The following is a 23651-nucleotide window of genomic DNA, read 5'->3' as shown; positions in this document are numbered from 1 at the left end:
TGATCGGCTGTTGCCGATCAGATCTTTCTGATCCGATCTTGCACACAGTATTCGCGCCCGGCGGGGAGGCGTCCAGTCGCGCCTGGGCGGAGGCGTGTCGCCGACCCGGATCTGTCACCCGGCCGGCGCGCGTCGGACCCCCTCCTGGGACGCCCCCCGGAGGACCGCCTCCCACAGGATCGCCGCCCGCTCCCAGGTCAGGGCCCGGCGCTGGAGGAGCGCGCCGGCGCTGAGCTCCGACCAGAGGTCGTCCTGGGTGGCGAGGCTCACGACGGCCTCGGCGAAGGCCGCATCCGTCCCGGCGATCCAGCCGTTCACGCCGTGCTGCACCCGCTCGGCGAGGGCGCCGATACCGGCGGTCACCACCGGCAGCCCCATGGCCTGGGCCTCCGCCGCCGCGAGGCAGAAGGTCTCGTCGGGGGAACCGGGGCAGACCATGGCGCGCGCGGTGCCGTAGAACGCCGCCAGGGCGGCGGCCCCACGGCGGGGGTGGAACACCACCGGTCCGCGATCGTCGGGCGAGTCGGGCTGTTCGGATCCGAAGACGTGGAGCTTCGCGCCCGAGGCGATCAGGGGCGCGGCGCTGCGCCAGAGCCGCAGCATCCGGTCGAGGCCGCGCTGGGGCTGGGAGGCGTAGACGAAGTCCCGGCTCCGGCCCCGCGTCGGCTCGGGCGTCAGGAAGACGGGCGAGACGCCGTGCGGGACGACGTGGCGGCGCCGGAAGGGATAGAGCGGCGACATGTTCCGCGCCGCGAGGGTGCCGACGAAGACGGCCTCCGGCCGCAGGGACAGGAAGGGCAGGAGGTAGCCCTTCCGCACGGACTTCTCGACAATCAGCGGATTGTGGACCCAGACGATGCCGCGCCGGCCCGGATGGGCGCGGAGCGGGCGGGGGTCGTTGCTGGTGACCACCGCGTCGGCCTCGCAGGCCGCCGCCTCGCCGAGGGGGATGTTGCGGACGCCGTCCCGCTCCACCGTCCCGCTCCGGCGGGTGGCCAGGGTCACCGCCCAGCCCCGTCGGGCCAGGGCGCGGGACAGGGCGATGTTCGTGCTCTCGATCCCGCCGAGGCCGATCGCGGGCGGCGTGTCGAGGCCGAAGGCCACCGGCGTCGCGCAGATGAACAGGACCCGACGCATCGACATCTCCAGGGATCGCGTGTCCGGCCGGTCAGAGGCCGAGGCTCCGGGCCTGCTGGCCGAGCCAGGAGGTGGGCGGCGGGGGAGCGTCCCGGCCGATCGACCAGAGCTTGCCGCGCCAGGCATGCACCGAAACCGTCTCGGGCCCGATGAGCGTGCGCGCCGCCCGGTCGTCCGCCTCGGTCAGGAGGTGGGCGTCGTCGTCGCCGAGGGGATAGAACACCGCCCGCGCCCGGGCATGGCCCTCCAGGCGGAGCTTGCGCACGAAGTAGGTGAGGGCGCGCGGGCCGATCGCCAGGCGCTCCGGGTGGAACGGGATGCGCTTGCCGACCAGCAGTTCGAGGCGGCGCTTGACCCGGATGTGTCCGGTCGCCCAGGGCGCCCGGATCGGCACCGTCGAGATCGCGTCCCAGTAGCGGGTGACGAGCTCGGACTCCGGGGGGGCCGACAGGATCGCGTTGTTGAGGCGGCTCGCGTTGAGCCAGCCGAACAGGTACTCGGCCGCGCCGGCGGGCGTCTCGAGGGGGCGCTGGAAGACGCAGTCGAGGTCCGACCAGATGCCCTTGCCGTCGCGGATCAGGCTGAGGCGCAGGTAGTCGGCGTAGAAGGCGAGGACCCCGCGGCTGCGATAGAGATCCGCCATGACGTTGGGGCCGATCCCCTCGCGGGCATCGATCACCGAGCCGGGCAGCCCCTGCGCGCGCAGGGCGGCGACATCGTGCGCGTAGATGTGGAGCGGGTGTCCGGCCGCGACGATCGAGGCGGCGCTGAGCCGTTCGAGCCAGGTCACCGGCCCTTCCCAGTAGGTGACGATGGTCCTCGGTGGCGTTCGCTCGGGCGCAACGGGCATGGCCGCGGATCGACTCATTCCCTCTCATGCCCTTCCGTCTCGCCGCCGCGCGGCCTCGGTTCCCCGGGGCTGCTCTATCGCGGCCCCTCCGGCGCGACCACCGCTAAATCCGGTCCGGATCACGGGGAGGCCAGGATCCGCTCCCGCAACGGGGCATCCGCGTAACCGTCGGGGGGCAGGCCGTTGGCGGCCTGGTAGGCACGGATCGCCGCCCGCGTCCGGGGGCCGATCTTGCCGTCGGCGCCGCCGGCCGGAAACCCGCGCTCGGCGAGGCGCAGCTGCAGCGCCCGGACGTCGCCGGTACTGGGCATCACCGCGTCGCGCGGCCAGTCCCGGATGAAGCCCGGCTCGCCGCGCAGGCGGTCGGACAGGTGCGCCACGCTGAGCGCGTAGGCGAGGGCGGTGTTGTAGCGCAGGATGACCCGGAAGTTGGGCTGGAGCAGGAAGGCTGGCCCGCGCGCGCCCGCCGGCAGAACCAGCGTCGCCGGGCCGCCCGCCTCCGCGAGCGGCTGGACCGGGATCACGCCGCGGTCGCGCCAATCCGCGAGGCTGCGCTCCGTGGTCTCGTCGGCCAGGGCGAGGTCGAACCCCTCCGGCAGCCGGGCCTCGCTGCCCCAGCGCGCGCCGGAGCGCCAGCCCATCGCCACGAGGTAGTTGGCCGTGGAGGCGAGGGCGTCCGGCACCGAGGTCCAGATGTCGCGCCGGCCGTCCCCGTCGAAATCCACCGCATAGGCCTGGTAGACGGTCGGCATGAACTGGGTGTGGCCCATGGCCCCGGCCCAGGATCCAGTGAGCGGCCCGGGGGGCGCCTTGTCCAGGGCCTGGATTTCCAGGGCGGCGATCAGCTCCGCGCGCCAATAGGGCGCCCGCGCCGTCTCGGTGCAGGCCAGCGTCGCCAGAGCGCGCAGGACGGGACGGACGATCCCGGGATCCTCGAGCACGCTGCCGTAGGTCGATTCGACCCCCCAGAAGGCCGCCAGGACGAAGCGGTCGACGCCGTATCGGGCCTCGATGGCATCGAAGGTCGCGGACCATTCCGCCAGCTTGCGCCGGCCTTCGGCGATCCGCGCCTCGGTGAGGTTGGCATCGAGGTAGGACCAGATCGGCGTCACGAATTCCGCCTGGGCCTGCGGCGCGGCGGCCACCTCGGAATCGGGGGAGAGGGCGCGCAAGCCGTCCGCCACCCGCGCAGGAACGCCACGCGCCTCCGCTTCGGCGGCGATCGCCCCGGTGCACAGCCCGAAGGCGCGGGGTTGCGCCTCGCCCCCGGATGCGGCACCCGCGGCGGGGGCCGCGGTCTCGGCCGACGCGGTACGGCCCGCCTCCGGAAGCAGGAACAGGGCGGCCATGAGAGAGATCGCGGCGGCAGGCCCGCGCAAAACCCCGGAGCGTCGCTGGCGGCACCACATGCGGGTCGTCTCCTCTCCTCGTTCCGTCGGGAGCCTAGCGTCGCCGATCGGAGGGCGGAAGCGGTCCCTGGCGACGCCTCGCTCCCCGCGGACCGCCGCGTGATCGGGACGCGCCTGCCTGGCCGCGGCACCCACCGGCCGTTGCGAAGCCGGCGCTGCGCGTCCACGATCGGGCGAGGGAGGAACGTTATGCGTTGCCGGAACCGGCGTGATCGCCCGCGAGGCGGCCGATGCTGATCGCGCTGCTACTGGTCGTGGGCGGGATCGCGATCGGCTTCTGCAGCCGGGTCATGACCGCCGTCGGATTGTCCGGTCTCGTGGTCGTCCTGTCGGTCGTGGTCTGGATCGCCCGGGGCGACGCCTCTGGCATCGGCGGCCTCGTGCTGCTCGCCCATCTCAGTGCCCTGCAAAGCGGCTACCTGCTCGGCGCCTATCTGCGCGTCCGCGCCGACGACCCCTGACGGCGCGGCGGCCTCACCAGAACCAGACCGCCGTCTCGCAGAGCGCCAAGATCGGCCACCACAGAAGCAGGGCCGTCGCGCAGGAACCGAGCACCAGCGCCAGGGGCGGGCGCCGGTTCGGACCAGGACGGCGTGTCTTGATGCGGAACATGATCGATGCGGCCCGGGACAGTTCGACGTTCGTCTAGGGCTGAACTGCAGGGTCCGGACCGTCCCGGCGGCGAGGTCGACGCGACGGCGCGGCGCTGTATTCGGACATCTCTGCGTAACCAAACGCGGGGAAGTGATGTCCGTGGCCTGGTTCACAAGCAAAATTGCCGCAATGTGGCTCGACTCACGGCCGCGTTTGCCGCCTTGCTCCGCGCAAGGGGTCACCATCGATCCGTGCGGCCCCGGGGCGGCGCCGCACGGCCAGGGAGTTTTGACATGATCGGACGTGGGTATCGGACGCCGTGGCTCGCGGCGGCCTTCGCGGCGCTCGTCTGTGCGACGGGCGGGGCGAACGCGGCGCAATGCGGCAACAGCGCGGCCGGCTTCGAAGCCTGGAAGCGGGAATTCGCCGAGGAGGCGCGCGGCCGGGCCAGCGCCGCGAGCCTCGCCGCCCTGATGGGCACGTCCTACTCGACGGCGACGATCTCGGCCGATCGCGGCCAGAAGAGCTTCAAGCTCTCGCTGGACCAGTTCCTGGCCAAGCGCGGCGGCAACACCATCGTATCCCGCGGCCGCGCCCTCAAGGCCCAGAACGCCGCCCTGTTCGACTCGATCGAGCAGCGCTACGGCGTGCCGCCGGGTCCGCTCCTGGCGATCTGGGGCATGGAGACGGGCTTCGGCGCGGTGAAGGGCAACGTGAACACGCTCTCGGCGGTCGCGACGCTGGCCTACGATTGCCGCCGCTCGGCCTACTTCACCGACCAGCTCTACGCCGCCCTCACCCTGGTGGATCGCGGCGTCCTGACCGCGAGCACTCGGGGCGCGGCCCACGGCGAGGTCGGCCACACCCAGTTCCTGCCCAAGAACGTCCTGAACTATGGCGTCGGCGGCAACCTCGACAGCTCGGCCAACGCCCTCAACTCCACCGCGAACTTCCTCAAGGGCCATGGCTGGCGCGCGGGCGCCGGCTACCAGCCGGGCGAGCCGAACTTCGCCGCCATCCAGGGCTGGAACGCCGCCTCCGTCTACCAGCGCGCCATCGCGCTGCTCGGCGAGCGCATCGACGGCCGCTAGCGGCCCGGTCCGCGCTCCGCGCCCCGGCGCGGAGCGCGTCCGGCCTCAGGGCCGCAGCCCGGCGACGTCGTCGCTGCAGAGCATCAGGTCGGTCGCGCCCGCCACGAGACCGGCGACGGCGCGCAGGTCCTGCGGCTCGCGCGGGCTCGCCGCCACGCGGCCGGCATCGCGCTTGAGGGCGCGGTTGCAGCCGCAGGAGGGCAGGCCTCCGTCGGGCGTGCAGGCATCGTGCCTGCGGCACGCGGCATCCAGCGCGTCGATCGGAGCCACATCCATGCCGTCGTTGCCGGGGCCGCAATAATGCCCGTGCATGAGCAGGGTCGGGCGCGGCGTCTGACCGGGACCCGTTAGGTCCTGGGCGGCGAGGGGCGTGGCGAGGCTGAAGGCTCCGAGAAGCAGGGCGAGCGTCAGGGTCCGCATGGCGGGTCTCCGGTCAGGGGATGGGGTCGGGAAATCGCGGGGTTCGAGCCCGCCGGACGCGTGGCGGCACCGACCGTGGAATCGGGCGGACGCGGGCGCGGGGCTGCGCCCGAAGGCGGCAGGATGCGACGCGCTCAGGTCGGGGAAGCGCGTCGGATGAGCGCCCGGACGCGGTCCGGCCCGGCGGTTCCGATGGTCGGCGATGCGAAGGTCATGGTGTCACGGTCCCGCGTCTTGGCAGGACGGATCGGACGCGGGCCGCACGCGCTGGCCGCATCTGCCGTCCGGTAGACCCCTCGGGCGTTACAACCGGATCGGAACCGCTGCGTTCCATAGTTTTCGCAGAGCCTCCGGTCCGGACCGGCGAACGTTGGCCAGGCTCACGCCTGCAGGCGGGCATGCGCAGCTGACCCTGACAGGTCAGGAGAGGTCCAAGCCGGGCACCGTGCCGGACTGAGCGCCCTTCCGCCGCGATCAGGAAACGCAATCGTTCCTTTTCCCGGCCATCCTCAGCAGGCTGCGACGTTCACCGCGAGGCCGCCCAGCGAGGTCTCCTTGTACTTCGCCTGCATGTCGTGGCCGGTCTGGCGCATGGTCTCGATGACCTCGTCGAGGCTGACGCGGTGAATCCCATCGCCGCGCAGGGCCAGGGACGCGGCCACCACCGCCTTGTTGGCCCCGAAGGCGTTGCGCTCGATGCAGGGGATCTGCACCAGCCCGCCGATGGGATCGCAGGTCATGCCGAGATGGTGCTCCATCGCGATCTCGGCGGCGTTCTCCACCTGGGCCGGGCTGCCGCCGAGGAAGGCCGCGAGGCCCGCCGCTGCCATCGCGGCCGCCGAACCGACCTCCCCCTGGCAGCCGACCTCGGCGCCCGAGATCGACGCGCGGGTCTTGATCAGGCCGCCCACCGCCGCGGCCGTGAGCAGGAATTCCCGGGCGCGGGCCTCCGACCAGTCGGGGCAGAAGTCCCGGGCGTAACGCAGGACGGCCGGCACGATCCCGGCCGCGCCGTTGGTGGGCGCCGTCACCACCCGTCCGCCCGCCGCGTTCTCCTCGTTCACCGCCAGCGCGTAGAGGCTGATCCAGTCCACGATCTCGTGGGCGGCGCGCGCATTGCGCAGGCGCCCGGCGGTGAGGTCCTCGTGCAGCCGCTTGGCCCGCCGGCGCACCTTGAGGCCGCCGGGCAACTCGCCGTCCTGGCGCAGACCCCGGTCGATGCAGGCGAACATCGCGTCGCGGATGACGTCGAGGCCGGCCTCCACGGCATCGGGCGTGCGGGTGCCGCACTCGTTGGCGAACTGCACCTCGGCGATGGTCCGGCCCTCGGCGACACAGAGGGCGAGGAGGCCGGCGGCACTGGCATAGGGCAGGGGGCAATCCGCCTCCGCGCCCGCCCCCCCTTGCGCCTCCGCCTCCGTCACCACGAAGCCGCCGCCGATGGAGTAGTAGATCTCGCTGTCGCGGATCGCCCCGGCGGCATCGAGGGCGCGAAAGCGCAGGCCGTTGGTGTGCAGGGGCAGCACGTCGGAAAAGTTGAACGCGAGGTCCGCGGCCGGGTCGAAGGCCGGGCCCGCGGGGGCCAGCCGCTTCTCCGCACCGAGGGCCGCGACGAGGCCGGCCACCCCGTCCGGGTCGACGGATCGGGGGTCGTGGCCGAGGAGCCCGAGGAAGATCGCCGTGTCGGTGCCGTGCCCGCGTCCCGTCCAGGCCAGGGAGCCGAAGATCTCCGCCTGGATGCGGGCGAGCCCGGGCAGCCCCGCGGTCCGGGCGCGGAAGCGGAGCGCGGCCAGCATCGGGCCGACGGTGTGCGAGCTCGACGGGCCGATCCCGATCTTGAAGAGGTCGAAGGCGCTGATCATCGGCTCTCGCGTTCCGGATGGGACCGACGCCCGGGCCGGAGCGCCGCCACCGCTCTTCCACGCTGCGGGCGGGCGCCGGCCGGGAGGCGGCGCCCCGCCTGATACACCGCCGGGCCCGGGCCGCGCATCCTGAATTCGCGCCGCTGCCGACCCAGGGCCGCGCGGTGGAATCCCGGCGGATCAGGCCGCGGCGCGGTCTAAATCGGTCCGGTCGGCGGCCGAGGCCAGGAGCTCGGCGACCAGGGCGACGAGTTGATGCCCGTGATAGGGCGTGCGCAGGCACAAGGCCCCCGGCTCCAGGGTCTCGCCGTCGAGCTGGCGAAGGGAGCGGGCGGTGTAGACGACGCCCACCGCCGGATCGAGACAGCGGGCCACGCCGGCGAGCGAAAGGCCGTCCACCGTGTCGCGCACGTCGGCATCGGTCACCAGCACGTCGACGCGGCGCTCGCCGGTCTGGGCGAGGAGCAGGCTCTCGACCTCGCCGGCCGTGCGCGCGCCGAGCACCGCGTAGCCCGACATCTCCAGGCAGCTCGTGGTGATGGAGCGGGTCAACTCGTCTCCGGCAAGGAGAACCACGAGCGGTTGGCGGAACGCGGGCATCATGCGTGAACTTCCTGGGTAAACCGATCTCGCGCGCTTCGGCTTTCAAGTGGACGGTGGTTCGACGGTAGGATCGATCAATTAACGCGTCCTTAAACGACCGGTTTCACGAGGCAATATCGATTTGCTCGACAAGCACACAAGTTCGGCAATTTGGAGGAAATGCCCGCCTTATCAGCATCGACCTGCCTGAAAAGATAGCGCCCCAAGCAGGTCGGCCGCGTCGACTGGATTTTATACCCGATGGCCGCCTGGAATCAGGGCATCGCCGGGGTGAAAACCGGACGGCTCCGCTCTCCGCAGTCCTCCGCTTGCCCCAGACCCGGGCCGGGCGGGCAATCCCGCCTCGCGCTCGGGCCCACGACGCAAACCTTCGGCCAGCGCCCGCGATCGGGGAAGGAGCTTTTCCGTCCGGGCCGAAAAAAGCCGTTCGCTTCCTTTGACGCGCAATCAATACCAAGCAATCTTAAGAACAGAACGACGAACCCAAACACAGATCTGGGCAAGGCCAGCATTCACGAGCATGTGAACGCTCTGGTTTTTGTATTCAGTCCGTCAACCGATCGACATCGGGCGCACTCCGTGCGCCCTGCCGGAACGCGCGGCCCGATCAACGCAGGGGTGGGAACATGGCCTTTCAAACAGGAACTCGCGACGGCAGCGAGCCGATCCGCTTCGCCTACTGGGTGCCCAACGTCTCGGGGGGCCTCGTCATCAGCAAGATCGCCCAGCGCACGAGCTGGGACGCGCCCTATAACCGACGCCTCGCGCAGATCGCGGAGGAGGCCGGGTTCGACTACGCCCTCACGCAGATCCGCTTCACGGCCGGCTACGGTGCCGAGTACCAGCACGAATCCGTCGCCTTCAGCCACGCCCTGCTGGCGGCCACCTCCCGGCTGAAGGTGATCGCCGCCCTTCTGCCCGGGCCCTGGAACCCGACGCTCGCCGCCAAGCAGATCGCCACCATCAGCCAGATCACGGAGGGGCGCATCGCCATCAACGTGGTCTCGGGCTGGTTCTCGGGCGAGTTCCGCGCCATCGGCGAGCCATGGCTCGACCATGACGAGCGCTACCGCCGCTCGGAGGAGTTCATCCGTGCCCTGCGGGGAATCTGGACCCAGGACAACTTCACCTTCCGGGGCGATTTCTACCGCTACAGCGACTACACCCTGAAGCCGAAACCCGCCGATCCGCAGCCCGAGATCTTCCAGGGCGGCTCGTCCCGGGCGGCGCGCGACATGGCGGCCCGCGTCTCGGACTGGTACTTCACCAACGGCAACACGCCCGAGGGCATCCGGGCCCAGGTCGACGACGTCCAAGCCAAGGCGCGCGCCAACGGCCACGCGGTGAAGGTGGGCGTCAACGCCTTCGTCATCGCCCGCGACACCGAGGAAGAGGCCCGCGCCGTCCTCCAGGAGATCATCGACCAGGCCGACCCGGACGCCGTGAAGGCCTTCGGGCACGAGGCGAAGAACGCCGGCAAGGCCTCGCCGGAGGGCGAGGGCAACTGGGCCAAATCGAGCTTCGCGGACCTCGTCCAGTACAACGACGGCTTCAAGACCAATCTGATCGGCACGCCGGATCAGATCGCCGAGCGCATCGTGGCGCTGAAGGCGGTCGGCGTCGACCTCGCCCTGCTGGCCTTCCTGCACTTCCAGGAGGAGGTCGCGTATTTCGGCGAACACGTCATTCCGCGCGTCCGCGCCCTGGAGGCGGCGCGCCGCGAACAGGCGCAGGCGGCCTGAGCCGAGCCGGTCCCCGAACGCGCCCCCTGATCCGGAGACACCCCATGAACATCGCCGTCAGTCCGCCCCCGCGGGACACCGATCGCTGGCCCGCCGGGGCACCTGGCCCCGAGCGCCCGGCCGCGCCGGCCCACGTCATCCGCGACGCAGCCGAGGCCCTGCGCGTCGCCCACGCCCTGGCGGCGACGTTCCGGGTCGGCGCCTCCGAGCGCGACCGCACGGGGCGCCGACCCCTGGCCGAGCTCGACGCGTTCTCGCAGAGCGGCCTGTGGTCCATCAACGTGCCGCGGGCCCATGGCGGGCCGGGGCTGTCCTACGGGACCTTGGCGCAGGTCATCGCCATCGTCTCGGCCGCCGACCCGTCGATCGGGCAGATCGCCCAGAACCACCTCGGCATCGTGGCGGCGATAGACACGGTCTCGGACGAGGCTCAAAAGGCCCTGCTGTTCGGCCTCGTCCTGGCCGGCACCCGGTTCGGCAACGCCTTCTCGGAGATCGGCACGCCGCGCGCCGCCGACTTCGAGACCCACTTCGTGGAGGACGGCGACCACGTAGTGGTGCACGGCACCAAGTTCTACGCCACCGGCGCGCTGCTGGCCCACCTCGTGCCCATCGTGGCCCTCGATGGCGAGGGCCGGGCCTGGTACGCCATTGCCGAGCGCAACGCGCCGGGACTCACGGTGATCGACGACTGGTCGAGCTTCGGCCAGCGCACCACCGCGAGCGGCACCGTGCGGATCGACGGCGTGCGCGTGCCGAAAACCCACCTAGTGCCGGCCTGGAAGGGCTACGCGCAGCCGAGCGCCGACGGGGCGATCTTCCAGATCATCCAGGCGGCCGTGGATGCGGGCATCGCCCGGGCGGCGCTCGCCGAGACCATCGACTTCGTGCGCACCAAGTCGCGCCCCTGGGTCGACAGCGGCCTGGCGCGCGCCTCCGACGACCCCCACACCATCCGCATCGTCGGCGACCTCACGATCCGCCTGCACGCCGCCGAGGCGCTGCTCGACCGGGCCGGCCTCGCCCTCGACGCCGCCGTGGCGGCGCCGGATGCCGAGACGGTGGCGGCCGCGCAGCTCGCGGTGGCGGAAGCCAAGGTGCTCACCACCGAGGTGGCGCTCGGCGCCAGCAACACCCTGTTCGAGCTCGCCGGCACCCGCGCGACGCTGGCCGAGCACAATTTCGACCGGCACTGGCGCAACGCCCGCACCCACACGCTCCACGACCCCGTGCGCTGGAAATACGCGATCGTCGGCAACCACGCGCTCAATGGGGTGAACCCGCCCTTCCACGCGTGGAGCTGAGGCGGGACGCCGACACGCACCCTCCTCGACGACGCCCCCCCGACGCCCGATTCGGTGCGCCGGAGCGCGGACCAAGGCGCGGGTTCCACCGGGTGTCCGGCCCCGCACGCATGGGACCCGCCGGCACCCCATCGCGGACATCGTCCGCTCCGGGGGCGGGGTCCCTCAGGCGGAGCGCCGCGCCGCGGCCCCTTCCTCCGGATCGGGCGTCTGCCCAAGGCGGGCCTCGAGGGCCTCCAGGGTCCGGTCCAGGAGCGGCGACAGGCCGGCGATCTCCGCGTCCGTCGGGAGGACGGCGCTGGAGCGAGCCCTGCTCTCGATCTCTCCCAGCACCAGGCCCAGGGCCCGGCCACCGATGTTCAGGCTCATCGACTTCAGGCTGTGCGCCGCGCGCGCGATCGCCTCGGCATCGCCGCGGCTTGCCGCCGCCCGGAGGTCCGCGAGGGCCTTGGGCGCGTGGTCCCGATAGAGGCCGAGCACGCGGGCGCTGAAATCGCCGCCGGCCCGGGCCGCCATGTCGATCAACCCCGCGAGCACGTCCTCGTCCAAGAGGCCGTCCGCCTCCGGCTGGGGCGCGGCGTCGGGCGAGGGACGTCGCGGCGCGACCGCGGTCTCAGTCTCGGCCTCGGGCACGAGGAAGGCCGCCAGCGTGTCGGCGAGGGCCGCCAGGGTGAAGGGCTTGGCGAGCTTGGCATCCATGCCGGCCTCGCGCCAGGCCTCGGCGCCGGCCCCCACCACGTGGGCCGTGAGGGCCACGATGGGCGTGCGGACGCGGCCCTGCGCGATGGCCTCGGCCCGAATGGCCTCGGCCGCCGCGTAGCCGTCGAGGACCGGCATGCTACCGTCCATCAGGATGAGGTCGAACGCCCGGTCGCGACAGGCTTCGAGGGCCGCACGGCCGTCCTCGACCAGGGTGAGGGCGGTGACGCCGCAGCGAGCCAGGGCCTCGCGGGCGACCTCGCGGTTCACCGGGCTGTCGTCGGCCAGGAGGATGCGCGCGGCGGGGAATTGCGGCAGGCGCGTGCGGGCGGACAGGCGGGGGCCGGAGACGAACGGCGTCCCGCCGGCCAGCGCGTCCAGGGCGCCGCGCCACTCCTCCTGGACGACCGGCCAGCTGAGGAGGTGGTCGGCCAAGCCCGCCTCCAGGACCGGGGCCGCGGCGGCATCGCCGAGGCGCGCCAGGGCCAGGACCCGGCCCGGCCCGCTCGGGCGACGGCCCAGGGCCAGGATCGTGGCCGCATCCGCGATCCAGTGCGCCGCCCCGGCCTCGGCGGCCTCCGCCGGAAGGCAGGTGAACCCGGCCTCGGCGAGGCGGAGCCCGAGGCACTCCCGCGTGGCGTCGCCCGACAGCGCGAGCACGATCCCGGCTCCGACCGCGTCGGTGCGCCGGACGAGGGTCGGCGCATCGGCGTCGCCCGCCTCCAGGGGCAGATCGGCCCAGAAGGTCGAGCCGGCGCCGATCTCGCTCTCGACGCCCATGCGGCCGCCCATGGCGAGGGCGAGGCGATGGGCGATCGAGAGGCCGAGGCCGGTGCCGCCGAAGCGTCGGGTGGTCGACTGATCGGCCTGCGCGAAGGCCGAGAACAGGGTGCCGACCTTGTCGGCCGGGATGCCGACGCCGGTATCCCGGACGCTGAGGCGCAGCATGCCGGCCGCGCCGCGCTCCAGCCGCACCAGGACCGAGCCGGACGGGGTGAACTTCAGGGCATTGTTGACGAAGTTGCTGAGGATCTGGCCGAGGCGCACCGGATCGCCGATCACGTGGCGCGGCACGTCCGGCGCCACGTAGGCGGCGAGGTCGAGGCCGTTCTCGACGGCCTTCTCGGCGAAGAGCGAGATCACCGTGTCGACGACCTCGGACGGATCGACGGCGATCCGCTCCAGATCGAGCTTGCCCGCCTCCACCTTCGCGAAGTCGAGGATGTCGTTGATGATCGCCAGCAGGCTCTGCCCGGAGCGGGCGACCACCTCGGCGTAGCGCTGCTGCCGCTGCGACAGGTCGGAGGCCGCCAGGAGTTCGGCCATCACCAGCATGCCGTTGAGCGGCGTGCGGATCTCGTGGCTCATGGTGGCCAGGAAGGTCGACTTGGCGGCGTTGGCGGCCTCGGCCGCCTGCTTGGCCTCGTGCAGGTCGGCGGTCCGTTCCGCCACGTCGGCCTCCAGGCGCTGCATGTGCTGCGCCAGGCGGGCATCGCGCTCCCGCACGGTGTCGAGGAGCGCGTTGAACGAGCGCGCCAGCACGCCGACCTCGTCGTCGCGCGCGATCACCGCGCCTTGCGTGTAGTCCTGCTCGATGCGGACGCGGTCCATGGTGCCGGCGAGCGCCGCGATCGGCTGGGTGATCCCCCGCTGGATAGCGTAGGAGATCGCGAAGCCCAGGACCATGACGAGGCTCGAGATCAAGGCCGAGGTCCGGAGCAGCGCCAGCAGACGGTCGTTGAGGTCGGCCAGGTCGGAGACGAGGATGAGATTGCCCACCGTCCGGCCCGCCTCCTCGACGGTCACCGCCACCAGGGCGGTCCGGCTGGCGAGGAGGGCCAGGGGCGACTGCCCCTTGCGCAGGTCGAAATCATCGGTGAGGCGGGCCGTGAGGCCCCGGTCCGCCAGGATCGAGCCGTCGGGCCGCTCGATGGCCGCATAGACCAGCTCGCTCCGCTCGGCCGCTCCGGGACTGCCGTCCGGGGTCTCGCCGTCGTTCGTCTCGCCGTTGAGGATCCTGGCGTCGCGGGTCTTGCCGATGGCGTTCAGGACGCGGGCCGCCGCCGCCTCGTCCCCGGCCGCCGTGGCCCCCGCGCTCGCCGCCGCGAGCACGTTGGCGATGGCGACGAGGGCATCCCGCTTGTCGTCGGCGTAGCGGTTCACCTCCTGCCAGAGCGAGAGCAGCGTTCCGGCCAGGAAGGCGATCGCCACGGAAGCGCACATCGCCAGGGCCAGGCGTCCGGCCAGGGTGCGCTGCCGACCCGGACGCCGGGCGGACGGACGGGTTTCGCGGGACGGGTCGGGCGCGTGCCGGGAATCGGTCATGGTCGCGCCAGCGTACCGGCTGTTGGTTGGAAGGGTCTTAATCGTCCACCGAGCGCACAGTCGCGTCACGGCCGGAACGGGCCCAGAGGCACGAATTCGGCCAACCCCATCCGCAACCAGTGCGAGTACCGAAAGTCCCGCAGCGCTCAGGCGCTGAACCTCTGCTTCCGGATTCGGTCATCGGGAGAGACGATCCCTCACAAACTCCCGGTGGTGCGGCGGCGAATGCGTCGATGCATTCAGGGCGGGAAACCTTTTAGGCTGGCTTGCCGGAATCTTAAGGGCTCGGCGCTAGACCAGGGCAGGGCTGCCGACGCCCCCTCGAACGCGTTCCGATCGGCCGCCCGATCCGTATGCCGCCCCTCCCCATGTGCGATCCCGCGAAACCCGAACCTGCAAATGCCGAACTCGCAAATGTCGAACTCGCAGGTCCTGATCGCGCGAGTCCTGATCCCGCGAGTCCTGAGCTCGCAAATCCCGAGCTCGCAAGTCCCGAGCTCCCAAGTCCCGATCGCGTCGTCGCGGGTCCCGGCCGCTCACCCGGCGACGGAGGCGGGAGGCGCCTGCGCATCGTCCCGGCACGATCCGGTCCGCAGCGGTTCGGGCAGGATCAGTCGGGCGCCATGGCGGTCGAATTCGCCCTGGTCCTGTTTCCGCTCTGCATCCTGATCTTCTTCGTCCTCGAGAACGCGCTGGTGTTCTGGGTCACGTCCGCGCTGGACAACGGCCTCGATGCCTCGATGCGGCAGTTCTACGTCCAGTCCGGCGCCTCGGCGACCTCGCTCCTCGACGCCGTGCGCAGCGAGGTCTGCCGCCAGGTCAATCCGTTCGTCCGCTGCGAGAATCTGAAGATCGACATCGGAGTCTACGACAGCTTCACCCGGATCGACCGGACCAGCCCCATCGACCCCGCCTCGGGGACCTGGCGGGCGAATTTCGGCACCCAGCACGGCTGTCTCACGAAGGGCAGCGTGGTGGTGGTCCAGGCCGCCTTCGCGCAGCACACGTTCCAGAAGTTCGGCGTCGTGAAGACCCAGTTTCAGGACGGAAGCTGGCTCATCAACGCCACGTCCGTGCTGCAGCTGGAGGGTAATTCCACCGGCGGCAGCGGCTGTTGAGCCATGCTGGCCGCGCGCCTCCGCTCCGCGATCGCGATCCGTCGGATGGGTGTGCGAGCCGCCGCGGGCTTCGCGCGGGCCGAGGACGGCGTCGCGATCGTCGAATTCGCCCTGATCGTCCCGGTGCTGCTGCTCATCTACTTCGGGACCGTGGAGATCACGAGCGTGATGCGCAACGTGCGCAAGGTCGACATCCTGTCCCGCACCATCGGCGACACGCTCTCCCAGCGCACGATGCCGACGGCGGATGAGGTGAACGACGTGTTCCAGGTGGGACCCATCGTGCTCGCTCCCTTCGATGGCACCGGGCTGCAGATGACGGTGAGCGCGGTCGGGGTGGTGGGCGACACCGAGACGGGCCCGCTGCAGATCTGTTCCAGCGTGGCCGCGGCGGGATCGCCGGTCCGCACCGCCGGGGCGCCGGCCCCCGTCGCCGTCGCCGACAGCCTGCAGCCGAAGGGGACGCGCCTGCTGCTCGTGGAGATCAGCGTCCCCTACAGGCCGGTGACCGGCTCCTCCCTGTTCAGCGATGGCGGCCCGGGCTTCGTCATCACCCGCAGGACCCTATGGCCGGTCCGGTACGGACGGCGCTACGCGAGCATGAGCCCCGAGGTCGTCCTGGGCAACGGCGCCTCCTGCCCGCCGCGCTGAGCGGCCGGCCCGGTCGAGTGCAGGAGCCGGGGGCCGGGGGCCGGGGGCCGGGAGCCGATTGCGCTCGACCTACTGCGTGAGCTGCGTGTCGGCCGAGCTCGGTCCGACGCCGGCCGGCACGGGCACGTCGGTGCTGCCGTAGCGGGCGTTCAGCATCAGGTTCGGGCCGTCATAGAGATTGATCGTGCGGGCGATGATCACCGTGTAGGCCGACTGGTCGGCCACCGGCTTCTTGGAATCGATGATCAGGCGTCCGAGGGGCAGGTAGATGGTCCCCAGGAGCGTGCGGGCGTTGTCGCTGATGATGCGGTACTCGCGCAGGGCGACGAACCCCCCGGGCGCGGGCTTGGGCTTGCCCTTGCCGCTGAGGGGCGGGGGCAGGGTGGCCGGAATGGTCGCGTTGCGGTCCTCGAAGAACAGCAGCCCCGCCAGGAGGCCGTCCTTCGGCGCGGTGAGGCTGACGACGCTCTTCTCATCGAAGAGCAGGCCGCCGCGCACGCCGGTGAAGTAGAAGCCCGTGTTGACGCCGCTCAGGCTGGCGCCCTTGTCGACGACGAGGGGGCCGTCCTTGAGGATGTAGATCCCGGGCTGCAGCGTCACGGTCGCGCCCTTGGTGAGGTGCAGGCCGCCGCAATAGGTGCCGGGCTGCAGGGTGACGATCCCGCTCACGACGTTGACGCCGTAGGTCGGGTCGTCGATGCCGTCGACGAACTTCTTCGGATCGACGAAGAACCCGAGGCTGACGCAGGAGCCCGGCGTCGGGCCCTGCCGGTCGATCAGGGGATCGCGCAGGGCGGGGCACCCGGTGGCCGGCGGCGGCGTGAAGTTGGCGCCCGACCCGGAATAGCCCCCGGCCGAGCAGGTGGAGAGGGCGGTGGCCACCGCCGCGTTCTCGNGGCACCCGGTGGCCGGCGGCGGCGTGAAGTTGGCGCCCGACCCGGAATAGCCCCCGGCCGAGCAGGTGGAGAGGGCGGTGGCCACCGCCGCGTTCTCGCCCTGGATGCCCTCCGGGTTGGCGGAGTTCGAGTAGAGCGAGCAGTCGGTGGCGGTGATGCGGGCCGCGCTCTCCAGGTGGAAGGCGCCCATCGCCTGACGATCGAGGGCGAGCAGGCACAGCCGCGTGGTGCCGGCGAGCTTCGCCGTCGAGGTGACGCTCACCTCCAGGCTCGGGGTATTGAGGAGCTTGCCGAAGGACAGGGCGACCTGCTCGGTGAGCGTGAGGCGGACACCGGAATGGTTGTTGAGCACCTCCGCCGTCACGGCCGGGGGCGCCGCGCTGCCGCTGCGGGCCTGGGCCAGGGCCATGGCCTTGGCGGTGCGGAGCGCCGCCGCGTCGTCGGCATTGGCGAGCTTGAACTGGTTGACGCCCGCGATGCTGCCGCTGTCGGCGGCACGCTGGAGCTCGGCCCGCCGCTTGACCAGGGAGGCGTAATCGATCGCCACGGCGCTCAGGCCGGTCAGGATCGGAAACAGGAGGGCGACCAGAACGAGGACGCCGCCACGTTGGTCCGTGCGGAAACCGGCAGCAAGCTGGGCGGTGTGGAGGGGAGTCATGCCGCTACGCTTACAAGGGACGGGTTACCGACCTCCTGAAACCGTCCCGGAAAAATCACCGTGTTCAGCCGAAGACGGGATCAAGGTTAAGGTCACGGAGTAGAATCCCGGAGTCTTCCTGAAGGTCAGCGCCGCGCCACGACCTGTCCGGTTCAGCGCGTACGAGATTTCAGGAAGGCTTCCACGCAGGCCGGATCGAAATGACGCCCGGCCTCAGCCTGGAGATGGGCCAACGCCTCCGCGTGCGACCACGCCGTCTTGTACGGCCGATCGGAGGTCAGGGCATCGTAGACGTCCGCCACGGCCACGATCCGTCCCGACAGGGGAATGGCCTCCCCGCGGAGGCCGGCCGGATAGCCGCCGCCGTCCCAGCGCTCGTGATGGGTGGCCGCAATCTCCGCCGCGAGGCGGACCAGGCGCGAGTCGCTGCCTTCGAGGATGCGACGACCGCGCTCGGCATGCGCCTCCATCGTCCGGCGCTCGTCCGCGGACAGGCGTCCGGGTTTCAGCAGGATGGAATCCGGAACGCTGAGCTTGCCGATATCGTGCATGGTGGAGGCCAGGCTGAGCTGTTCCACGTCCTCCGCGGCAAGGCCCAATCCCTCGGCGATCCGGGCCACATATTCGGCGACCCGCGCCACGTGGTTGCCGGTCTCCGAGTCGCGATGTTCGACGGCCTTCATCAGCAGGCTGATGATCTCACGCTCGCGGGCGACGATGAGGGCGGTGGCGGCCTTCACCTCGCGATCGAGCGAGCCAGGCCGCGCGGTCGATCTGCGCCAGGCGCGCCTGGTTGAGGGCCAGCAGATTCGAGACACGGGCGCGCACTTCGACCGGATCGAAGGGCTTGGCGAGGAAATCGGTGGCGCCGGCGGCCAGAGCGTCCCGGCGCAAGGCGCGCTGGTCCAGGCTCGTCACCATGATCACCGGCACGTGCTCGAAGCCCGGGATGTCGCGGGCGGCGCGGATGAACTCGATGCCGTTCATGCCCGGCATCTCGAAGTCGGAGATGGCAACGCCGATCGCGGCCGGATTCTCGCGGACGAACGCCAGGGCATCGGCGGGCTGGAGGAAATCACGGGCCGTGCCGCCGGGCAGGTCGCGAAGGGCCTCCACCATCAGCATGTTGTTGAGGGGCGCATCATCCAGGATGAGGACGAACATCAGAGCAGCCTTGGTTCAACACGCCTCGCGGAGGCCTTCCTTTACCGGAGGGTGTGCCGCCGGACCTTTAACGAAACAGCCCGGGCCGCTCGACCCGTGTCCGGGGGAAGCTTGCTCTGCGGCGCTCGCCCAAGCAATATCCTCTCTCCCCAGTACGATCGCACGCCCCGCGATTCCGGTCGGCGTGACCTGCCGGCCTCGACGGCGGGTCCGCCCCCCCCGTGTGCGGCCGCACCAGCTGGACACGGAGCGATGCAGGGCGGCGTTTCGCCGGGCGGGCCTGCGCGGCTCCGGGCCCGAGGCGCGTCTTCGAGACCATCCTCATGGTTTTCGTCGCGGAATGCGACGAAGCGCGACGGTCTTCGAAAACCCGGACCGTGGATGTCGAGACCGCCCAGATGCTGGTAGGAGCGGCCCTGCTGGTGGCCATCGGCGCCTTCACCCTGGTCACGGTGGGCTGGACCCTGCGGGCCCTGCTGACCGACCTGCGGGCCGGCCGCGGCGAGCGGGCACGGATGTCCGCGGTGGATCGATCCGGGGACGCCAGCGCCCTTCGACGCGGGAAAAATCGGCCGTCTGTGTGCAAACACCGACTGGAGATCGCGCAGGCGTGATCCATGTGCTGGAGATGAACTTCATTCCACCGCATCGGCATCTTCAGGATTGTTCGGAGACCCACGCCGCCCGCATCCAGGCCGCGGCCCGCGCGGTCGCGGACCGCGCGGGCGAACGCGCCGATGCCCTCGACCGGGACGGCGGCTTTCCGGCCGAGGATATCGCCCACGCGCATCGGGCCGGGCTGCTCGCCGCGCCGCTGCCCGTGGCCCTGGGCGGTGCCGGCCTCGATGCCCCCGCGATGGCGCCGGTTCTCGCCGATGTCCTCGCGCAGATCGGGCGGGGCAGCCTCGCCCTGGGTCGCCTCTACGAAGGGCACGTCAACGCCCTCTCCCTGGTCCTGCGCTATGCGGCGCCGGCGGTGATCGAGCGACTGGCCGGGGATGTCCGTGCCGGACACCTGTTCGGCGTGTGGAATACCCAGCCCCAGGCCGGCGGCCTGAGCCTCGAGAAAGTCGGCGGCCTCAGCCTCGAGAACAGCGGCGGCCTCAGCCTGGAGAACGCCGGCGGCCTCGCACCCGCCGGGGATGCCTGGATGCTGAGGGGGGTCAAATCCTTCGCCTCCGGAGCCGGCTCGGTCACCCGCCCCCTGGTCACGGCGCGCCGACCCGACGGCCGCCAGCAGATGCTGGTCGCTGATCTCGAGGCCGGGACCCGGGCCGACCTGTCCGGCTGGCAGGCGCAGGGCATGCGGGCCTCGACCTCCGGTCTCCTCGACTTCACCGGCCTGCCCGCCGGCCCCGGTTGCTTCATCGGTGACCCGGACGACTACTTCGCGGAGCCGCACTTCTCCGGCGGCGCTTGGCGCTTCGCCGCGGTGCAGCTCGGCGGCATCGAGGCGGTGTTCGACGTCCTGCGGGGGCATCTGCGGTCCACCGGACGCGGCGGCGACCCGCATCAGGCGGCCCGCCTCGGCGAGGCCGCGATCGCGGTGGAGAGCGCCCGCCTCTTCGTGGCCCAGGCCGCCCGCCTCGCCGCCGACCCCGAGGCGGAGCCGGACCGGGTGATCGCCTACGTCAACCTCACCCGCCTCGCGGTGGAGCGGGCCGGCCTCGACGTGCTGGAGCGGGCCCATCGCTCCGTGGGACTGGCGGGCTTCCTCCGTCCGCATCCCCTGGAGCGCCTGGCGCGGGACCTGACGACGTACCTGCGCCAGCCCGGGCCCGACCGGGCCCTCACCAGCGCGGCGGCTCACGTCCTCGGCGATGTGCGACCGGCGGACCGGCTCTGGCGCGACCTCGCCGGGGCGCCGAGCCCCGACGAGGTTCCGGCCGATCTTTAGGCGGTGACGGTGATGAGACGCTCCCCGCAGACGCTGCCGCCGGATTACTTCACGGATCTCTACGCCGCGAACCCCGATCCGTGGGACTTCACCACCAGTCCCTACGAGCACGCCAAGTACGACGCCACCCTGGCGGCGCTGGGCCGCGAGACCTACCCGGAGGCCCTGGAGGTCGGGTGCTCGATCGGCGTGCTGACCCGCCGGCTGGCCGACCGCTGCGCGGGGCTGCTCGCCCTCGACGTGGCCGAGACGGCCCTCGATGCCGCCCGCGCCCGTTGTGCGGCGTGCCCCCACGTCGCGTTCCGGCGCGCCGCGGTGCCGGCGGAGTGGCCCCCCGGCCGGTTCGACCTCGTGGTGCTCTCGGAGGTGCTGTACTTCTTCACGCCGGACGATCTGGCCCGCATCGCCGAGCGCCTGGTGGCGGCCCTGAAACCGGGGGGCGAGGTCATCCTGGTCCACTGGCTCGGTGAGACGAACTTCCCCTTGAGTGCCGATGCGGCGGTGGAGACGCTGATCGATCTCACCCGCGGCGCCCTCGAACCCGACCGCAGGGGCCGCACCGAGCGCTATCGCCTCGACGTGCTGCGGGCGCCCGCGTGAGCCGGCCCCCGATGGTCGAGGAGCCGGGCCCGTCCCTGGTTCACCGGCACGCCGCCTGGGTGCGCCTGACCCATTGGCTCAACGCCGTCGCGTTCCTCGCCCTCCTGGCCAGCGGCATCGCGATCCTGCTGGCCTTGCCGCGGCTGTTCTGGGGCGAGACCGGGGCCAACGGGGCGCCGGCCGCCCTCGAGCTGCCGCTGCCGGTGAACCTCGAGCAGACGGGCTGGGGCCGCAACCTGCACTTCCTCGCCGCCTGGGTGCTCGTCCTCAACGGGATCGTCTACCTCATCGTGGCCTTCGTCGGCGGTCACTTCGCCCGCGACCTCGTGCCGGATCGCGATCAGCTGGCCCCGGGCCACCTCGCCCGCGAGATCGCCGACCACGCCCGCCTCAAGCCGGCGCGCGGGCGCGAGGCCCTGCGCTACAACGCCCTGCAGAAATTCGCCTATCTGGTCGTCCTGTTCGTGCTGTTTCCGCTGATGGTGCTGACCGGGTTGACCATGTCGCCGGGGGTCACGGCGGCCTACCCGGAACTCTTCGCCCTGTTCGGCGGCCGGCAATCGGCGCGCACCCTGCACTTCGCCGTCGCCTGCCTCCTCGTGCTCTTCCTCGTCGTCCACGTGGCCCAGGTCTTCGTCGGCGGGGCCGGCAACCTGATGCGGTCGATGATCACCGGACGCTTCCGGGTTCCCCCGGAGAGGGTCCGGGCGACCTTTGCGGAGCCCCCCGATGCGTGACCTCTCGCGCCGCCGCCTCCTCACCGGCTCGGGCAGCCTGATCGGCGCCGGCCTCCTCGGCGGCTGCGACGCCCCGGCGCTGTCGCGGCTCGCCACCCCCTACGACTGGAGCAACGGCCTGACCTTCGCGGTCCAGCGCTGGCTCCAGCGCCACCAGCCCCTGGTGCGCGAGTTCAAGCCGGAGGCGATCTCGGCGGTGTTCCCGACCATCAACACCACCGACCCGGACAACCCCGATTACCGGCGCTCGAAGGCGCTGGGTTTTTCCGACTGGACGCTTCCGGTCACCGGCCTCGTGGCGCGCCCGGGCGCCTTCTCCCTGGCCGACCTGAAGGCGATGCCGGCCCGCACCCAGATCACGCTTCATGCCTGCGAGCAGGGCTGGTCGGCCATCGGCGGCTGGACCGGCGTGCCCCTGGCCCACCTGCTGGCGCAGGTCGGGTTGCGGCCGGAGGCGCGCTTCATCGTGGTGCGCAGCGTCGACGGCTGGTGGGACAGCTACGACCTGTTCGACGCCCTCCACCCGCAGACCATCCTCGCCTATGGCATGAACGGCGACGCCCTGCCGGTGGCGCACGGGGCGCCGGTGCGCCTGCGGGTCGAGCGCCAGCTCGGCTACAAGAGCCTGAAGTACATCAGCGCCATCGAGGCCGTGGACCGGGTCGACGTGCTCGGCAAGGGGCGCGGCAGCATGGTCGCCGAGCTCGGCTTCCCCTGGTACGCGGGCATTTGATCTCACGCGGCGCGTGTATCCGGGCGCCACTGGACCGTATAGCGAGTTTCATCGCGCGTTGAACGGACAACCCTGTACGTCATCGCCAAGGCAGCATCGGACATCGGAAACATAACAAAACAGTTATCGTTACTCTCTGCGCCAATCCGATAACGTCGTGTTAAGCACGCAGTTGTTTCCTCCGGTCGGAATGCAAATCCGGACGGTCCCTCAACGATGCGCGTATCCCTGAAATCCATCCTGATCGGTTCGGCAACTCTGCTCGGCGTCGCCGCGGCGGGTCAAGGCGTGGTCAGCGTCGTGAAGCTCAGGGCGATCGAGCGCGAGGTGAACGAGGTCGCGACGAACTGGCTTCCCTCCGTCAACGTCGTGAACACGATCAGCACGGCGACGCGCGACGTGCGGGTGAAGCTGTACCGCTTCGTCGTGGCCTCCGAGACGCCGCAGGCGCTGGCCGAGAACGAGGCGGGCCTGAACACCGCCCTGAAGACCCTCGACGGCCTGCGCCGGACCTACGAGCCGCTGATCAGCTCCGCCGAGGAGAAGGCGCTCTACGACACCTTCGCGCCCCTGTGGTCGCGCTACACCGAGGGCCAGCAGAAAGTCATCGACCTCATGAAGGCCGGCCGCCAGGCCGACGCCCTGGCGCTCACCACCAGCGCCGCGATGGCCGACCTGAACAACGGCGCCATCCGGGCCCTGCAGCGGGCGGTCGACTTCAACCGGGAGGGCGCCCAGCGCAGCACCGCGCTGAGCATGGCCAGCGCCGGCTCGGCCATGCTCACGGCCTGGATCGCGATGGCGATCTCGGTGGTGGCGGCCCTCGGCGCGATGCTGTTCAGCCTGTTCGGCGTCGCGCGTCCGATCGAGCGCATGACGCGCACCATGGGCAGGCTGGCCGGAGGTGACACCGGCGTGGAGATTCCGTCCCGGACCCGCCGCGACGAGATCGGCGACATGGCCGCCGCCGTGAGCGTGTTCCGGGACAACCTGCTCCAGACCCGCAAGCTCGAGGCGGAGACGGTCCTGGCGCGGGCCGGGGCGGAAGCGCAGCGCCAGGCGGCGATGCGGGCGATGGCCGACAGCTTCGAAGGGGCGGTGGGCGGCATCCTCGGCATGGTGACGAGTTCGGCCACCGAGCTGCAGGCCACCGCCCAGAGC

Annotated in this window: 20 protein-coding genes and 2 pseudogenes; 12 read left to right on the top strand and 10 right to left on the bottom strand. The window is 71.5% G+C overall.

The window, feature by feature from the left end:
- Nucleotides 1-114: 114 nt before the first annotated feature.
- The 3 genes from ASG63_RS10275 to ASG63_RS10265 all read right to left on the bottom strand — a co-directional run bounded on the left by ASG63_RS10275 (nucleotide 115) and on the right by ASG63_RS10265 (nucleotide 3336).
- Nucleotides 115-1137, bottom strand: a complete 1023-nt coding sequence (locus ASG63_RS10275; RefSeq protein WP_162248640.1) for a glycosyltransferase family 4 protein — start codon at nucleotides 1135-1137, stop codon at nucleotides 115-117.
- A gap of 31 nt (nucleotides 1138-1168) precedes the next feature.
- Nucleotides 1169-1987 (bottom strand): hypothetical protein, encoded by an 819-nt coding sequence (locus tag ASG63_RS10270; RefSeq protein ID WP_056215489.1) that lies wholly within the window; start codon nucleotides 1985-1987, stop codon nucleotides 1169-1171.
- A 119-nt stretch (nucleotides 1988-2106) separates the two neighbouring features.
- The gene (locus tag ASG63_RS10265) at nucleotides 2107-3336 is read right to left on the bottom strand and encodes a lytic murein transglycosylase (RefSeq protein ID WP_056215485.1); all 1230 of its coding nucleotides are present in this window, start codon (nucleotides 3334-3336) and stop codon (nucleotides 2107-2109) included.
- 290 nt (nucleotides 3337-3626) lie between these two features.
- Between ASG63_RS10265 and ASG63_RS10260 the strand changes: the two genes are divergently transcribed.
- Nucleotides 3627-3857: a hypothetical protein gene (locus tag ASG63_RS10260; protein WP_056215483.1), complete on the top strand. Its 231-nt coding sequence runs from the start codon at nucleotides 3627-3629 to the stop codon at nucleotides 3855-3857.
- Nucleotides 3858-3870: 13 nt separating this feature from the next.
- Here ASG63_RS10260 and ASG63_RS25180 read toward each other — a convergent pair whose 3' ends face one another.
- Nucleotides 3871-4008, bottom strand: coding sequence for a hypothetical protein (locus tag ASG63_RS25180; RefSeq protein ID WP_156394143.1), 138 nt, complete (start codon nucleotides 4006-4008; stop codon nucleotides 3871-3873).
- A gap of 275 nt (nucleotides 4009-4283) precedes the next feature.
- Here ASG63_RS25180 and ASG63_RS10255 point away from each other — a divergent pair, with 275 nt between their 5' ends.
- Entirely contained in the window at nucleotides 4284-5081 is a 798-nt protein-coding gene (locus ASG63_RS10255; protein WP_056215481.1) for a lytic murein transglycosylase, read from the top strand.
- A gap of 45 nt (nucleotides 5082-5126) precedes the next feature.
- Here ASG63_RS10255 and ASG63_RS10250 read toward each other — a convergent pair whose 3' ends face one another.
- The 3 genes from ASG63_RS10250 to ASG63_RS10240 form a co-directional block, all read right to left on the bottom strand.
- Nucleotides 5127-5501: a hypothetical protein gene (locus tag ASG63_RS10250; protein WP_056215479.1), complete on the bottom strand. Its 375-nt coding sequence runs from the start codon at nucleotides 5499-5501 to the stop codon at nucleotides 5127-5129.
- 509 nt (nucleotides 5502-6010) lie between these two features.
- Nucleotides 6011-7363, bottom strand: a complete 1353-nt coding sequence (locus ASG63_RS10245) for an L-serine ammonia-lyase (protein ID WP_056215476.1) — start codon at nucleotides 7361-7363, stop codon at nucleotides 6011-6013.
- Nucleotides 7364-7543: 180 nt separating this feature from the next.
- Nucleotides 7544-7966 carry a hypothetical protein gene (locus tag ASG63_RS10240; protein WP_056215473.1) on the bottom strand — a complete coding sequence of 141 codons (423 nt, stop codon included), beginning with the start codon at nucleotides 7964-7966 and terminating at the stop codon, nucleotides 7544-7546.
- 626 nt (nucleotides 7967-8592) lie between these two features.
- Between ASG63_RS10240 and sfnG the strand changes: the two genes are divergently transcribed.
- Both sfnG and ASG63_RS10230 read left to right on the top strand, forming a co-directional pair.
- On the top strand, nucleotides 8593-9708 hold the full coding sequence (gene sfnG, locus ASG63_RS10235) for a dimethylsulfone monooxygenase SfnG (RefSeq protein WP_056215470.1): 1116 nt from the start codon (nucleotides 8593-8595) through the stop codon (nucleotides 9706-9708).
- Between the two features lie 44 nt (nucleotides 9709-9752).
- A complete protein-coding gene (locus ASG63_RS10230; protein WP_056215466.1) occupies nucleotides 9753-11012 on the top strand; it encodes an SfnB family sulfur acquisition oxidoreductase in 1260 nt (419 codons plus the stop codon).
- Nucleotides 11013-11177: 165 nt separating this feature from the next.
- Here the strand turns inward: ASG63_RS10230 and ASG63_RS10225 are convergent, their stop codons facing one another.
- Nucleotides 11178-14036: a hybrid sensor histidine kinase/response regulator gene (locus tag ASG63_RS10225; protein WP_082559251.1), complete on the bottom strand. Its 2859-nt coding sequence runs from the start codon at nucleotides 14034-14036 to the stop codon at nucleotides 11178-11180.
- Nucleotides 14037-14659: 623 nt separating this feature from the next.
- Between ASG63_RS10225 and ASG63_RS25175 the strand changes: the two genes are divergently transcribed.
- Both ASG63_RS25175 and ASG63_RS10215 read left to right on the top strand, forming a co-directional pair.
- Nucleotides 14660-15154: a TadE/TadG family type IV pilus assembly protein gene (locus ASG63_RS25175; RefSeq protein ID WP_056215463.1), complete on the top strand. Its 495-nt coding sequence runs from the start codon at nucleotides 14660-14662 to the stop codon at nucleotides 15152-15154.
- 45 nt (nucleotides 15155-15199) lie between these two features.
- Entirely contained in the window at nucleotides 15200-15805 is a 606-nt protein-coding gene (locus ASG63_RS10215; RefSeq protein ID WP_162248639.1) for a TadE/TadG family type IV pilus assembly protein, read from the top strand.
- Nucleotides 15806-16701: 896 nt separating this feature from the next.
- Here ASG63_RS10215 and ASG63_RS26940 read toward each other — a convergent pair.
- Both ASG63_RS26940 and ASG63_RS10205 read right to left on the bottom strand, forming a co-directional pair.
- Nucleotides 16702-17359 (bottom strand): annotated as a pseudogene (locus ASG63_RS26940) (pilus assembly protein TadG-related protein); the annotation flags it as partial.
- Between the two features lie 152 nt (nucleotides 17360-17511).
- A pseudogene (locus ASG63_RS10205) lies at nucleotides 17512-18523 on the bottom strand (HD-GYP domain-containing protein).
- A gap of 377 nt (nucleotides 18524-18900) precedes the next feature.
- On the opposite strand from ASG63_RS10205, the gene ASG63_RS10200 reads away from it, so the two are divergent.
- The 6 genes from ASG63_RS10200 to ASG63_RS10175 all read left to right on the top strand — a co-directional run.
- Nucleotides 18901-19137: a hypothetical protein gene (locus ASG63_RS10200; protein ID WP_156394142.1), complete on the top strand. Its 237-nt coding sequence runs from the start codon at nucleotides 18901-18903 to the stop codon at nucleotides 19135-19137.
- The gene (locus ASG63_RS10195) at nucleotides 19134-20420 is read left to right on the top strand and encodes an acyl-CoA dehydrogenase family protein (protein ID WP_244479863.1); all 1287 of its coding nucleotides are present in this window, start codon (nucleotides 19134-19136) and stop codon (nucleotides 20418-20420) included. Before ASG63_RS10200 ends, ASG63_RS10195 begins: the two co-directional genes overlap by 4 nt.
- A 9-nt stretch (nucleotides 20421-20429) precedes the next feature.
- Entirely contained in the window at nucleotides 20430-21020 is a 591-nt protein-coding gene (locus ASG63_RS10190) for an SAM-dependent methyltransferase (RefSeq protein ID WP_407067280.1), read from the top strand.
- A gap of 11 nt (nucleotides 21021-21031) precedes the next feature.
- Nucleotides 21032-21757 carry a cytochrome b/b6 domain-containing protein gene (locus tag ASG63_RS10185; RefSeq protein ID WP_056215447.1) on the top strand — a complete coding sequence of 242 codons (726 nt, stop codon included), beginning with the start codon at nucleotides 21032-21034 and terminating at the stop codon, nucleotides 21755-21757.
- Nucleotides 21750-22490 carry a molybdopterin-dependent oxidoreductase gene (locus ASG63_RS10180; RefSeq protein WP_056215442.1) on the top strand — a complete coding sequence of 247 codons (741 nt, stop codon included), beginning with the start codon at nucleotides 21750-21752 and terminating at the stop codon, nucleotides 22488-22490. Before ASG63_RS10185 ends, ASG63_RS10180 begins: the two co-directional genes overlap by 8 nt.
- Nucleotides 22491-22706: 216 nt before the next feature.
- The coding region (locus tag ASG63_RS10175) for an MCP four helix bundle domain-containing protein (RefSeq protein ID WP_156394141.1) at nucleotides 22707-23651 on the top strand (945 nt) is incomplete at its 3' end.

Source organism: Methylobacterium sp. Leaf94 (genome assembly GCF_001426045.1).
Lineage (GTDB): Bacteria > Pseudomonadota > Alphaproteobacteria > Rhizobiales > Beijerinckiaceae > Methylobacterium.
Note: the sequence above shows the minus strand (reverse complement) of the source record. Positions and strands in the feature narration are given on the sequence as shown.